Here is a 13,606-nt window from a genome sequence, read left to right as displayed (position 1 = left end):
TATCCCCTAGTTGGCGATCTGACAAACAGCAAAGGCTATGAAAAAAACAAACATTATCTACTGGGTTTTTACGGGCTTATTTGCCTTCGCGATGGTAGGTTCGGCCATTCCCGACATTATGGTGGTTCCAATGGCTGTACAGGGATTCAAAGAGATAGGCTATCCTGCCTATCTGATTCCGTTTCTGGGCGTCGCCAAGCTCCTGGGCGTCATTGCCATACTCGTTCCGGGTTTTCCGCGCCTTAAAGAGTGGGCGTATGCCGGTTTGTTCTTCGATTTGCTGGGGGCAGCCTATTCCGTTTACAGTGTCGGCAAACCAATTACCGACTGGATACCCATGTTGGTGTTACTACTGATCGGGTATGGTTCTTATAGTTTCTACCATAAAAAGAGTCAGCCACAGCCCAGGATGATGGAGGCTGTTTAGGCTTTTAGATTAGCAAGGAAGCCGTTTGAGGGGAAAAGATGACCTAATTCAGAAAGTCATATTTTCCTCTCAAACGGCTTCTTTACCTTTACCTGATCTTGGCGCCCAGATACTCCCGATTCAGGCGGGTTATGTTTTCCAGTGACACCGAAGCCGGGCATTCGACCGCGCAGGCACCCGTAAACGAACAGGCGCCAAAGCCCTCAGAATCCATTTGGGCAACCATGCGTTCGGCGCGCTGCCGACGTTCAGCCTGCCCCTGCGGAAGTAATGCAAAGCGGGATACCTGAGCGCCCACGAATAACATCGCCGATGCATTTTTGCAGGCCGCTACACAGGCCCCGCAGGCAATGCAGGCGGCCGCGTCCATGGTCGTCTCCTGCGTTTCGCGGGAAACCAGAATCTCATTGGCTTCAGGTGCCGATCCGGTATTCACCGAAATATAGCCCCCCGCCTGCACGATCCGGTCGAAAGCGGATCGGTCGGTCGACAAATCCTTGACAATCGGAAATCCTCGCGCCCGCCAGGGTTCTACCACAATGGTATCGCCATCATTGAAGCTACGCATGTACAATTGACAGACAGCCGCTCCGGTTTGCGGCCCGTGTGGTCGCCCATTGACGTACATGGAACAGGAGCCACAAATGCCCTCGCGGCAGTCGTGATCGAAGGCTATTATTTGTTCCCCCTTGTGTGTTAACTGGCCATTGAGAATGTCGAACATCTCCAGAAATGACATATCCGGGTCGATGTCAGCCATTTTGTATTCGACTAATTTACCGGGGGTGCTGGCATTCTTCTGCCGCCAGATTTTCAGCGTGACATTCATGCGATTATAAACGACTATATTTTATACTTTACCTTTATAGTCCCAATGGTCTTTAGATACAGCCCCATTGGCGTCTTTCAGTAATCGGCGGGCAAATTAATCTCCTTTGATAATGCCTCGCTCATCGGCAGTACCGACAAACACAAGAATTGGATTACCTTCTTCGTTGGTCTTTGCCGCTACGTCGTATCGGCCAAACCGGAAGGCAATCATCCGGTTTGGCTCGTACGTTTTGTTGAGGTGTTTGAGCAGGCGTTCACCTATCTTCATGAGGTATTGATATATTCCTGTCAGCCAGAATTAATGGGCTGGATCAGCTAAGTCTCCGTTTATGGGCCACCGTAGGCTTCTTTTTGCGACTTAATAAGGCGATTACGGCTGTGGTAACGACAACCCCGACCAGTACATTTTGCACGAGTCCTTTCCGGTTGTATTTCCAGTCGGCTTTCCATCCCTTTTCGGCAAAAATGTTGGGAATATGTCCTTGCTTCAAGTCATCCACGATCCCTTCTACCACATTGATCCGGTCGGCGAGGAGGAGGGGAAGCCAGTGGCCGTATTCGGATTCACTAAAGGTGAAGGCATACCGGCGCAGGGCGCCACTCAGGCCAGAAGGGGGCGACGAGGTGCCAAAAACGGCCGTAAGCGTAGGGCGTTCGTTGGAGTGAAGTACCTCTACCGTTGCTGGCTGTAATGGTGGCCGTTCCCAGTTCAAGCGCTGGTGGTCGTCACCCGTGTAATGTTTCATGGGGTAGGTCGGCTCGTTTTTCGGGTCGGCATCTATTCCCCAGCCATTTATGTGCGAATAATCGCCTGGTATCTGTTCAACTATCGGAGTTGCTTCCATAATACGTTTCTTATTTTCGGGCAGAAGGTGGAATTAGAATTGGTTTGATACAGTTGTCCAGCTTGGCTGAAAAAATGTGATAGGCGTCCGCTACTTCTTCCAGAGGCACCCGATGTGTAATGATTTCTTTTGGGTTCAACCGACCCGCCTGAATGTGGTCGATGAGTCTGGGCAACAGGCGCTTGACCGATGCCTGGTTGGCCCGAATGGTGATGCCTTTGTTGACCACGTTGCCAATAGGAACCAGGTTGTCAGTAGGGCCATAGACACCCACAATGGAGACAATACCGCCTTTTTTAACGGAATTGATAGCCCAGTGAAGCGCCGTTGCCGAACCGGCCTGCAGGAGTAACTTTTTCCCGGTAATAGTCTGGAGCGGGCTACCGGAGGCATCGCCCCCAACGGCGTCGATACAAACATCGGCTCCGAACCAGTCGGTGGTTTGCTTGATAAACAGAACGGGGTCCTTCATCGACCGGAAGTTATACGCTTCGCACTGGGCATATTTACGAACGAAGTCAAGCCGGTATTCGAGGTGGTCGATAACGATGACACGTCCTGCACCGAACAGCCACGCACACTTGGCCGCCAGAATGCCCACGGGGCCAGCGCCGAAAACGACCACGGTGTCGCCCGGCTTGATGCCGCCCATTTCGGCCGCCTGATAGCCTGTTGGTACTACGTCGGTTAACAAAACGGCATCATCATGGTCCATCCAGTCGGGAATGATGGTCGGTCCAACATCGGCATACGGCACCCGGACAAATTCGGCCTGACCACCGTCGTAGCCACCCGCCGTGTGTGAATAGCCAAATATGCCGCCCACAGCTGTCGCTTCGGGGTTCGATTCGTGGCAATTGCCAAAGAGTCCCTGCTTACAGAAGGCACACTTCCCGCAGGCAATATTAAAGGGTACAATGACGTTGTCGCCGACTTTCAGGTTCTGGACCGACGATCCGATCTCTTCAACGACGCCAATGAATTCGTGGCCGAAGGTCATGCCTACCCGTGTGTCGGGAACCAGACCGTGATAGAGGTGTAAATCAGACCCGCAAATGCAGGAACGGGTGACCCGAACAATGGCATCGCTGGGGTGTAAAATTTCAGGAATGGGTTTTTGAGTGGCCCGTACTCGAAACGGACCTCGGTAGTTCATCGCTAACATATATCAGGTTTTTAGTTGAGTGCTCGTATGTCTACTGGTTGTTGGAGCTTCCTGATGTGCCGCCTGTTTTACTACCTTGCATGGTGCTGCCCTGCCCGGCGTTTTTACCGCCCGATTTGCTGCCCGTCATACTCTTTCCCTTTGGTGACGAAGATGAACCTGAGTTCGCCGATACACTGGCCGAAGCAGAGCCTGTTCCTTTTGAGCTTGCCTTCTGTTCAGCGTCTTTATTATACGGAACTCCTCTGCCTGTTGTCTGGCTGGTGTTGGCCTGTCGGGCGTTATTCTGAGGGGATGAACTTTGGGTTCCTCTATTGCTCCCTTTGTCATTACTACCTGTGTTTCCACCAGCCTGAGCCCATACGCTCATCGGTCCTAACAGTAGTGCCATGGTGAATACAATACCTACCTTTTTCATACCATACGTTGGTTTAAGAACGTGGAAACCACGTTCTCATGAAACCAGCTCCGTCAGACCATAGTGTAGTACAAGGTGAGAGAAGTAAGGTAACGGTCTTTGGGTATTTGTCAGGCTACCGGAGTTATTTGGGCGTATAGGTAAGTTGAACGATAGCCCCCTGGCTACCATCCTGGTTGGATCGGCGCCAGCCCAGGGCGAGGGGGAGATGTTTCTGTAGGTAAACTTCCACGCCCAGCACCAACTGGCCGTATTCGTGGGTGCCAGTGGCCCAATCGCCCAGCAAGTGAACTTTTTCGTACCAGATACCGGCATCGATGCCCAGGTGCATACCAACGGTTGAACCTTCGGCCAGGTAGCGTTGATTCCCGGCATAGGCCCCGATAACAACCTGATAGTGTTCCTTGTCGAAACTAGCCCCCAGATTCGCGTAGCCCCAGCCTACCCAGGCGCTGCTGTGTGTGGTTGGGAACAGATTGAGGCCCGTTTGCCCGCCCAGGCCCAGGTGCAGGGTCTCGGTCAGGTCAATGGTCCGTTGCGCATTGATCAGTAATAAAGGCGCGTAGGGCATTTGTAAGGTCGTGTCATTGCGTTGCCAGCTACGTTGTTTGGGTGAATAGTCGAGGTTATAGATATTCAGTCCGACCTCCCAATTGTGCCCCAGCCCAAAATCCACTGTTGTCGACGACCGGATCTGTTCCCCATTAATGTCGAGCTGTTGCTGGGCGAGGATTTTGTGGGTTGGCGTTATGTCTGAAGACGGTACACTAAAAATGGTTTGCTGCGCCAGGGCCGTTAGACTCCAGCTTACGAATGTCCAGAAAAGAAGAAGTTTTTTCATGTTGAGATAAAATGGAGGGTATTTCATTCGCCCGTTTCCGAATCTGGGGCATCGACAGGTTTGGATTCGGGAGAACCTTTCTGCCGCAGAAAAATAGACAGTACGACAATGGACAACACGGATAAAAATTCGCTCTGCCAGTTTTGAAGCGACTGAAACCAGAACTCACTCGTACCCAGAAATTGCCAGAGCGACAGCTGCTCGGGTTTGCCCATCAGGACCTGTTCTGCATTATACTGTTTTACGCCCCCGATGGCATGCAGGAAAAAGGAAAGGCCAAAGAGTAGGAAAAAGGCGATGCTGAGCGAATTCTTGTACAGTGCCAGCACCCAGCCCCCCTGCCGAACGGGCCAGGGAGCGCCTTTTCGCGTTGGCGAGGGCTCCCGATCAACCTCCTCTTCTGAATCCAGACTTTTGGATTCAGAGGAACCTTTCTGCCGGAGTGACACGGTTAGAAGTACATACAAGCCCATTTGCAAAAACTCACTCTCCCAGTTTTCGAAAACAGCTTCAATGCAATGGCCACTGGTCAGGTAGGCACCAAATGTTAAAGGGGAGCGTCCGTAATCGCTCAACTCGTTGTTGAACTCGTGCCAGCCCACAACGAGTTGCCCCGACAAGGTCAAAATGGTGATAAAGAGCAGGAGGAGGGAAAGGCCATTTTCATAGAGAAACTTTTTCATACGAATGATAGGTACGAGTAGATAAGGGTGTCTCGCAATGGAGAAGCCGCATCGATCAACTGGATTAACCGAATCCTTCTTCCTTTGTTTTTCTCTGGATTTTACAGGGCTGAATTAACTAAAACTCTCTTTTCTCATCGCTGAGCATCAGCCCAATGCCAAAGCCGGCAAGGAGGTCTTTTGTATCATGGCTTCACTCTGACAGGAATAAGCTTTACTGATTTTGTTTATGATAAATAAAATAGCTTAACTTGTTCGAAATTTTACCCCAAAAAGTAGTAACAAAAATCTGTTAGTCAGCTTGGCGTCATTTAATCCAAGAAAGCATGAACTCGGATGTTCTGAAACGCAATAACGTAACGATAATCGGTGAGGGGACCCAGCCTATGCTTTTCGGCCACGGACTCGGTTGCGACCAGCATATGTGGCGTTACGTTACACCCGCCTTTGAAGAGAATTACCGCCTGATTCTGTTTGATTACGTTGGCTCGGGCAAGTCCGACCGGTCTGAGTATGATCCAGTTCGCTACAATGATCTTGCTGGTTATGCACAGGATGTGCTGGATATATGCCAGGCTCTGGAGTTGACAAAGGTAGTCTTCGTGGGCCACTCGGTCAGTTCAATGATTGGCCTTCTGGCGGCTATTCAGCAACCGCAATACTTTGATCAGCTTGTTATGATAGCTCCATCGGCCCGTTACCTAAATGACCAACCCGATTACATCGGTGGTTTTGAGCAGACTGATATCGATCAGATGCTGGATATGATGGATCAGAACTACATGCGATGGGCAACGACTTTAGCGCCCGCAGTTATGGCTAATCCGGACAGGCCTGCTTTAAGCCAGGAGCTGGCGCAAAGCTTTTACGCGGCAGACTGGGTCATCATGCAGCAGTTCGCCCGTATTACGTATTTTTCCGATTGCCGTTCTGAATTGCCGAAACTACAGGTGCCAGCCCTGATTCTGCAATCTTCCCAGGATATTGTTGCGCCCTTGTTTGTGGGTGAATATATTCATAAGCATTTGCCATACAGTACATTGCGGTATATGCGGGCAACAGGCCATTATCCACACATGAGCGCTTCGGCTGAAACAGTTGCTTTGGTGAGGGACTATTTATCCACTCTTCAACAGAACTAGTTTGTCAGTTATGGATGATTTGATCAACCAACTTCCTTGTGGAGTTATTCGGGTTAGTGAAGATAGCTCAATCATCAGTATTAACTCGACCGCCGAACAACACCTTGGCTATGCACCGTCCGAATTGGCCGGGAAGCATATTAGTCAGATTTTAACAAAAGCGAGTCTGCTGTTTTACCACAATAATTTCTATCCACTTGTCAATCATAACGGGCGGGCAGACGAAGTCGCGCTGACGTTGTTGACCCGGCATGGTGAACAAATTCCAATACTGCTGAACGCCGTTGGTCGGCAGCACAACAAGGCGTGGGAGATGAACTGCGCCTACTTGCCAATCGGGCAGCGCCAGAGTTACGAAACGGAGCTTATCCAGGCGCGCAAATCGGCTGAACAAGCCCGTTTTGCTGTCGAGCGGAGTGAAGCCAATTATCGGGCTTTAGCCACGGCACTTGAAATACGGGTAGCTGAACGAACCCAGGAGTTACTCGTGGCTAATACCGATCTTAGTGATTTAAACGCTGAATTAAATCGGTCCAACGAAAATTTACAACGGTTTGCGTATGTAGCGAGTCATGATCTACAGGAGCCGATGCGCAAAATTCAGGCCTTTGCCGAATTGCTCAAGGATCAGTATGCGGATAAACTTGGAGAAGGAATCGGGCTGCTGGATCGGATGTACTCCGCATCTGGGCGGATGTCTACGCTGATTAGTGATTTACTGGCCTTTGCAACTATTTCGACGAAGCAGGACGTACAGGCCGAGGTTGACCTGTCGGAAGTGGTCAAGCTGGCTCTGGCAGATTTAGAGATGCGTATTCAGGAAACGGGCGCTGTCATCCATGTCGACCAACTACCAACTCTGCTAGGTGACGCCACTCAGCTGGGCCAACTGTTCCTGAATCTGATCAGTAATGCCTTAAAGTTCCGGCAGCCCGGCATAAGTCCGGTTATTCAGCTAAACACGCGATACCTGACTGCAAAACGTTTACCGGCTTCGATAAGGCCCGCGCGCACCGCCCGGGCTTACTACTGCATCACCGTAGCGGATAATGGAATTGGTTTCGATGAGAAATACCTTGACCGGATCTTTCAGGTTTTTCAGCGGCTGCATCGAAAAAAAGACTATTCTGGAACGGGTATTGGTCTGGCCATTTGCGAAAAAGTAGTTTCTAATCACGGAGGGGCGATCACGGCTACGAGCCAGCTCGGTCATGGCGCTACCTTCCATGTATATCTGCCCGTGTAAGACCGAACCGCAACCAGCATCTGTGGTTCGTGATCGCTGCCTGACGCGTCAAGGTTAAGTAATCTGGCTTAAGTTATTCGCGACCGAGCCGGGTACTCGAGAAGTCAGGATGTTTAAAGAGATGTATGGTTGGTCTTGGGAACCAGTAGTTTAACTATTTTCTCTAACTCTTCAGAAGAGGTAGGCTTGATCAGATAGTCGGTGGCACCCTGGTCCAGATAACGTTGCCGGTCTTCTTCCTTTAACTGGCCAACGAGCATAAACACAGGCGTGTTCTCGCAGCAAACATGGCTCAGTAAGGTTTTTAGCCAGGCTACTTCTTCTCCTTTGGGAACTACGCCATCGAGTACAATGGCGGAAGGTTTAGTGGGAGCGGTTATCGCTTCGTTCAGGAAGCGCTCGGCCGACGAGTACCACTTTAATTCGCCTTCGGTAGCCCAGGTCCGAAAGCCGTGTTGCCAGAATACAAAATCGTCCTCATCCTCATCCAGGAGGGCTACCCAAAAAGCTGATGTATTCATCCGTGTTGAACAGGTTGTCGTATGTACATAGACACGAGATAGTGGGTAATTGTTTACTTAAGTAAATCTATAAATTATATATGTTCAAAGGGTAATTGAGTTCATTGTTGTATCTTGGTTGCAACAAACCCCGTAACGATTATCCAGGTCCATGAAAGATTTGCCGGCTCATAGTGTATTTATTGCAGATGATGATGAAGACGACAGGCTGCTTTTGCGCTACGCTTTCGCTCGGTACAGCCCTGAATGTCATTTGCTATTTGCTGAAGATGGGTTAGCTTTACTCGATGCGCTGTCGGAAGTTAATACGGAGCCCTGCCTGATCATACTTGATTTGAATATGCCTCGCATCAATGGTCTGGAAGCGTTGCAATTGCTGCGACACCACTCTTTGTATGCGAATAAACCTATTGTAATTCTCACCACATCCAACGACGCCGTTGATCGTCAGCGTGCTTTTGCTTTAGGGGCAAACGAGTTTTTGACTAAACCGCTTACTATGGACCTGTTGGGCCAGATGGTGCTGGATCTTCGCGAAACATGGCGGCTGGATCAATGTATTTAACCTGAACTAAAGTTTGGTCAACTTCCTGAAGCACGTTGACTTTTCTAAATAGCGCGGCAATTATTAATGAAAAGCGATAAGCTGCCCATTAACGGATTCAGTTGACATCTGGATATAGGAGAGACACGAGGCAGATGGGAATAGGCAGGTTGTGACTAAAAGAAAGCCCGTCGGAGTTTGGACGGGCTTTTCTGCTTATAGTCTATTTTGCTCAGCTCACTGTAGAACATACTGCGTTTACCAGCCCACGGTTGCTGGTGGAGTGCTTTGTTTGGCCTTGTCAATAATGGAATAGACAAAACCAGCAATGTCGGGAGCTCTTTTGAGCGCGCTGACAACCTCCTGATATGTTTCCGTTACGTTAAACGGCTGTGCAATGCCTACCACATAAACATAACAACCCGCTGCCATGTCCATCACGCTTGCAATATGACCTGCATCGAATAAGGTATTTCGCTCACTAACTGTCACTTCAATAAATCTAGCCATAGTTAAGGTGTTTTGCCTAACCTACAAGGTAACTATTTCTGATTACAAAACGCATTTCTACCTGTATTCATACTACATGCTGATAACCAGTATCCGGCAATTTGCCTGGTTACTATGTCTATACGTCAAGCATGGGTGCCGATTATATTTGGGAATTCTGAGATGACATTGGCCGATTGAGTAAGCAACGAAACCGAGACAACAAGTGTAGCCAGCGCTTCTTTTGTTTGTTCATCAATCATCATCACCCAGTCGGTTTTGACGATTTTGTGGGTTTTGTGCCCAATCGGATCGTGCACAGCTTCATTGGCTGTTTCTTTTCGGGAAAGGGCAATGTTTATTTCATCGCCTTCCTTAAACGTGGGTACGAAGCTAAAATAGGCATCAGCGATAATACGACCCGCCTTACTTTCAGATGCAGGTTCGAAAAAAATAACTTTCAGATTTTCGGAGTTACTACTCATTGGTCTATCAGTGGGATTAAGGATACCGACAGGTAGATAACTTCTTTGCCAGGTAAATGTTATTCGCTCACCTCAATCTGATTCGACTGGCAGCGTTTACGCAAAAGCTCGTCCAGATTCGGAGATAACTCGGGTCATCCTTGATGTGCGGCACTGATCCGATCAGTTACTGCTAAATTTAAAAATGGCTCTGGTTGCTTAGTTTTTTTGCATTATCGTATCAATGGGCGTAATTTTGATGCTTCTAGACACTCTGCTAAGGAAAAGCTCAGCCTGCTTGTGTAGAAAAAGATTGGTTTGTCGATGGCAGCCAGTTTCCAAATTTGGTCCCGTAGCTCAGCTGGATAGAGCATCTTCCTTCTAAGAAGGCGGTCATTGGTTCGAATCCAATCGGGATCACCTTGATAATCAGCTAGTTAGCTTCGTTGCTAGCTAGCTGATTTGCGTTTAGGCACAACATTAGGTACAACAATCTTCTCTCATCTTACTTAGTCAGGAAGTATACTGCGATTCAATACAGTATTTAAAAGTGTGTAAATTGCTATATAAAACCTCTATCCAAATATAAAATGTTAAGTAAGGTACTACGTTCGCTTAGTAAGATGGGTGCTTGGTTAGGAGTGGTGGCCTTAACTCAGAACCATGATAAAATAGATTTACTTGATTCTGTAAATATTGATGATGGGCTCATTGACTTCGTTAAGGGGCTTGCTTCAAAAAGATTTTATGATTATTATAAATTAATCAGAGAACTTCCTACTTATAAAATTAGCAATGATCTTGAATCTGCCATAGGAAAGGCGATTGAGAATTTAGCAAAATCTTTATCAGTTAGATATATTGAACAGCGAAATTTAACCGAAGAAGAGAGTCAAAAAATTAAATTGTTTTTTGACTCTCTTTCTTTTCAACTTAATAAAGAGCAGATTAATGAGCGATACATTGATCTTTATATATCAGATAAGTTATCCTTTTTCAAGTCAATCTGTTCAAATAGAGGTGGTGAAGTATATACTCCTGATTTAAATGACATTATCTTAACTGATCTAGTTAATTTTATTGTAAATGAGTTTGATAGTGAATTGAAAGATCACTTAAATGAACAATTAAAAAGAGATAGTAAGGCGCAGGTAGATTACTTTGTTCACATTTTAGAATATGCTGCTCGTACTTTGAATGAAAATCAAGAAGAATTAAATAAAATATCAACTGTACTTAATGACTTAATTAATAATGCAAATAGAAGTAATGAGACATTATATAATATAGGTCATGGTTTGCAGTTAATAAGAGATAAACAAAGGGCTAGTGAATTAAATTTTAAAAAATACGTAGTAGATAATGAAAGATACCAAGAACGAATTAGTAAACAGTTAGAGCCAGCCTTAATTTTAACTCTATCAGATCGGTACACATCACTGCCTAGAGATTTTAGTTACCAATATGTATTGCGTTATACGACTTTTCTTCATAGAGATAATGAAATAGATAAATTGTGGCAATTTCTAAATAATGATAATTCAAATAAGTTTAGTTGGTGGATTGTTGAGGGTCCTGCTGGTGTGGGAAAAAGTAGATTAAGCTTAGAGTTTTGTTTGCAAGCAGATGCTGTAGATATATATGCTGGCTTTTTAGAAGTTTCTGAATTGGAAAACTTCAATTGGAGTAAATGGCAGCCTGATAAACCAACACTTATAATAATTGACTACGTATCTTCATACGCTGATGATGTAAGAGAAATGATAAGTAAGTTGAATAGAAATGTAAATAATATAAATAAACCTGTTCGGGTTTTACTTTTAGAACGGGAAATAAGAGGGAATTGGTGGGAGGGCTTTGTTAATAATAGGGATGTCTTTGCAAGTTCTTATAATGCTGGGGAGCCGAAAAATACTCTTCAACTCGGGGCTATTTCTAGAGAAGATAGTTGGAAAATAATTTTAGAAGTTCATAGAAAACAAGGGAAAACGGTAGGAGTCAGAAAAGAAGATGCTTTGAATGCATTGAGCAAAATTGATCCTTCAGGTCGTCCTTTATTTGCCTTTATTGTGGGGATGGCTTTAGCTGAAGGTGAGGAAATTAAAAACTGGAATATTCATGATTTACTCAAAAATTTACTTAGTCGGGAGGAAAGAGAAATTTGGAGCAAAAGTAATAAATGGAATGAATTAGGGGAGACACACAAAAATTTAGTTGTATTAACTACATTGACTAGAAGTATATCAAAAAATTTATTACATAATATTTATCTAGAAAAACATGCTTGGTTTAAAAGCTTACCAGTTGTAGAAATATATGACAAATTGTCTCAAGTACAAGAGAGTAAAGAAGACGTTGGGGATTTGATTTTTAAAGAGATGGAGCCAGATATAGTTGGAGAGTACTTTATACTGGAAAACCTATCTAATATGTTGAGAGAATTTGATGGCACTAATGCCGTAAGAGATTTAATACAAACAGCTTGGGTTTTAAAACCGGAAGAAACCAGATATACTGTTGAACGAATACTTCGTGATTTTGAAAATTTTCCTCATCATTTAAGAAGTGCTTATAAATATTTATGGACAACACTACCTCCCCAAAATTCTAATGAACAAGTATGGAGTGAATGGGGTTGGTTGTGGCCCCCTTTATCTTATTATCCTTTGTCCACTATCGATGTAGAGTCAATTAATGCTCAGCTTCAAAAAGGCCCTGTAACTGATTTATTAAAATTGCAGATAGCCGCTTCTAACCTGGGGGCTATTGTCTACTATTGTATGAATAATCAATGGGATGATGCTGAATCGAAATTTAAACAAATTGAAGAACTTAGTAACAATTATAAAAAAGATGAGGAACTATTTGTCTGTCAAATTAAAGGTGTCTATAATTTATTGATGGGATATGTATATGCGAAAGATTGGGAAATGTGTGAGAAAAAATTGAATTATATAAAAGATCTAGCTATTTCTAGTCATAATGAAATTGTCAAAAATCATTATTCAATGGCTTTGAAAGAACTAACTCTTGTTTACTTAAAAGAAAGAATATGGAATTTTATTGATTCAAAATACAATCAACTATTGGAATTTGCATTATTAAATCCTGATACTGAATCAGTAATTTCTAATTATGCAGATACAGTTAATAATTTGATATATTACTATGGCGAGAATGGAAAACTAGCGTCTATTTTATATATCAAAGATAATGCCTTTAGTTTACTGAATCAGTATTCTCATAGCAAATCAATTACTTATTTATTCGCTTCAATTAAGTATAATATATTCTATATGTTTATGAAAGAAAAGGATTTAATAAATTTTAAAATTTATTATGATGAGTTATTAGATTTAGTAAGCTCTAATCTTGAAGATCAAAAAATGATTACACTTGGGGCTAAATCAATTTATTATTATGTCAGATTTTTAGGGGATAATAATAAACTTAATGAAGCGATAGAAAGTATTAAGGAATTAGAGGAGTTTCTACTTAATTACTCCTTTGATACAGATGCGTGGTTTTTCTTAGCTAGAGCGTGTTACGATTGGTTATATTATACGCAATATTCGCCAATGGAAAAAGCATACTTCGCTACTTTATTAGAAAGCTTATTGGATAAATATGCAAGTGGTGCATGGTCTGAGCATTATGTGTATATCAATAATATGTTTAAAGTATTAGATTCATATAGTAAGAATGAAAAAATATCCTTTATTGGCAATTTTGTTTTTCGTAATGGCTAATTTTTGGTAATGGCTGAACTGTGTTGATCAAAAGAAGACTAGCTAGTACATAACAATCATTGACCTATTAGCATTTAATACGTTAGCTATTTAATCGTTTGACTACCAACTGCCTATCAACACAGTTCAGCCATTACCAATTTTTTCGTTCAGGATAAACTCTTGTAGTAAACAAAAGTCAAGTTAGCCAAAAGTGATTGCTTTTGTGGAGAGCTATACATGTACCCAACTTTACTGCTTT

General features: G+C 44.5%; 15 protein-coding genes and 1 tRNA gene. 6 read left to right on the top strand and 10 right to left on the bottom strand.

Features of this window, described 5'->3' with window-relative positions:
• The first annotated feature begins 37 nt into the window (after positions 1-37).
• Positions 38-427 carry a DoxX family protein gene (locus ACYVAM_RS03710; RefSeq protein WP_461064025.1) on the top strand — a complete coding sequence of 130 codons (390 nt, stop codon included), beginning with the start codon at positions 38-40 and terminating at the stop codon, positions 425-427.
• Between the two features lie 88 nt (positions 428-515).
• Here ACYVAM_RS03710 and ACYVAM_RS03705 read toward each other — a convergent pair whose 3' ends face one another.
• From ACYVAM_RS03705 to ACYVAM_RS03675, 7 genes are all read right to left on the bottom strand, one after another.
• Positions 516-1,256, bottom strand: a complete 741-nt coding sequence (locus ACYVAM_RS03705; protein ID WP_461064023.1) for a succinate dehydrogenase/fumarate reductase iron-sulfur subunit — start codon at positions 1,254-1,256, stop codon at positions 516-518.
• A 96-nt stretch (positions 1,257-1,352) separates the two neighbouring features.
• Positions 1,353-1,526: a hypothetical protein gene (locus ACYVAM_RS03700; protein ID WP_461064021.1), complete on the bottom strand. Its 174-nt coding sequence runs from the start codon at positions 1,524-1,526 to the stop codon at positions 1,353-1,355.
• Between the two features lie 43 nt (positions 1,527-1,569).
• Positions 1,570-2,103, bottom strand: coding sequence for a hypothetical protein (locus tag ACYVAM_RS03695; RefSeq protein ID WP_461064019.1), 534 nt, complete (start codon positions 2,101-2,103; stop codon positions 1,570-1,572).
• Positions 2,104-2,113: 10 nt separating this feature from the next.
• The gene (locus ACYVAM_RS03690) at positions 2,114-3,268 is read right to left on the bottom strand and encodes a zinc-dependent alcohol dehydrogenase (RefSeq protein ID WP_461064017.1); all 1,155 of its coding nucleotides are present in this window, start codon (positions 3,266-3,268) and stop codon (positions 2,114-2,116) included.
• A gap of 31 nt (positions 3,269-3,299) precedes the next feature.
• Positions 3,300-3,659 (bottom strand): hypothetical protein, encoded by a 360-nt coding sequence (locus ACYVAM_RS03685; protein ID WP_461064015.1) that lies wholly within the window; start codon positions 3,657-3,659, stop codon positions 3,300-3,302.
• A gap of 151 nt (positions 3,660-3,810) precedes the next feature.
• Positions 3,811-4,527 (bottom strand): hypothetical protein, encoded by a 717-nt coding sequence (locus ACYVAM_RS03680; RefSeq protein WP_461064014.1) that lies wholly within the window; start codon positions 4,525-4,527, stop codon positions 3,811-3,813.
• A 23-nt stretch (positions 4,528-4,550) separates the two neighbouring features.
• A complete protein-coding gene (locus ACYVAM_RS03675; protein WP_461064012.1) occupies positions 4,551-5,210 on the bottom strand; it encodes a DUF6766 family protein in 660 nt (219 codons plus the stop codon).
• Between the two features lie 326 nt (positions 5,211-5,536).
• On the opposite strand from ACYVAM_RS03675, the gene ACYVAM_RS03670 reads away from it, so the two are divergent.
• Together ACYVAM_RS03670 and ACYVAM_RS03665 are read left to right on the top strand one after the other, a co-directional pair.
• A complete protein-coding gene (locus ACYVAM_RS03670; protein WP_461064010.1) occupies positions 5,537-6,352 on the top strand; it encodes an alpha/beta fold hydrolase in 816 nt (271 codons plus the stop codon).
• A 10-nt stretch (positions 6,353-6,362) separates the two neighbouring features.
• On the top strand, positions 6,363-7,598 hold the full coding sequence (locus ACYVAM_RS03665) for an ATP-binding protein (protein ID WP_461064008.1): 1,236 nt from the start codon (positions 6,363-6,365) through the stop codon (positions 7,596-7,598).
• 113 nt (positions 7,599-7,711) lie between these two features.
• On the opposite strand, the gene ACYVAM_RS03660 is transcribed toward ACYVAM_RS03665, so the two are convergent.
• On the bottom strand, positions 7,712-8,119 hold the full coding sequence (locus ACYVAM_RS03660) for a response regulator (protein ID WP_461064006.1): 408 nt from the start codon (positions 8,117-8,119) through the stop codon (positions 7,712-7,714).
• A gap of 151 nt (positions 8,120-8,270) precedes the next feature.
• On the opposite strand from ACYVAM_RS03660, the gene ACYVAM_RS03655 reads away from it, so the two are divergent.
• The gene (locus tag ACYVAM_RS03655; RefSeq protein ID WP_461064004.1) at positions 8,271-8,684 is read left to right on the top strand and encodes a response regulator; all 414 of its coding nucleotides are present in this window, start codon (positions 8,271-8,273) and stop codon (positions 8,682-8,684) included.
• A gap of 237 nt (positions 8,685-8,921) precedes the next feature.
• Here ACYVAM_RS03655 and ACYVAM_RS03650 read toward each other — a convergent pair whose 3' ends face one another.
• Complete coding sequence (locus ACYVAM_RS03650; protein ID WP_461064002.1) at positions 8,922-9,173, bottom strand: hypothetical protein; 252 nt, start codon at positions 9,171-9,173, stop codon at positions 8,922-8,924.
• A 125-nt stretch (positions 9,174-9,298) separates the two neighbouring features.
• Positions 9,299-9,637, bottom strand: a complete 339-nt coding sequence (locus ACYVAM_RS03645) for a hypothetical protein (RefSeq protein WP_461064000.1) — start codon at positions 9,635-9,637, stop codon at positions 9,299-9,301.
• 325 nt (positions 9,638-9,962) lie between these two features.
• Here ACYVAM_RS03645 and ACYVAM_RS03640 point away from each other — a divergent pair.
• Both ACYVAM_RS03640 and ACYVAM_RS03635 read left to right on the top strand, forming a co-directional pair.
• Positions 9,963-10,036: transfer RNA gene (locus ACYVAM_RS03640), tRNA-Arg, on the top strand.
• Positions 10,037-10,239: 203 nt separating this feature from the next.
• Complete coding sequence (locus ACYVAM_RS03635; RefSeq protein WP_461063998.1) at positions 10,240-13,365, top strand: hypothetical protein; 3,126 nt, start codon at positions 10,240-10,242, stop codon at positions 13,363-13,365.
• Positions 13,366-13,606 lie beyond the last annotated feature (241 nt).

The organism is Spirosoma horti, assembly GCF_054776595.1.
Note: the sequence above shows the minus strand (reverse complement) of the source record. Positions and strands in the feature narration are given on the sequence as shown.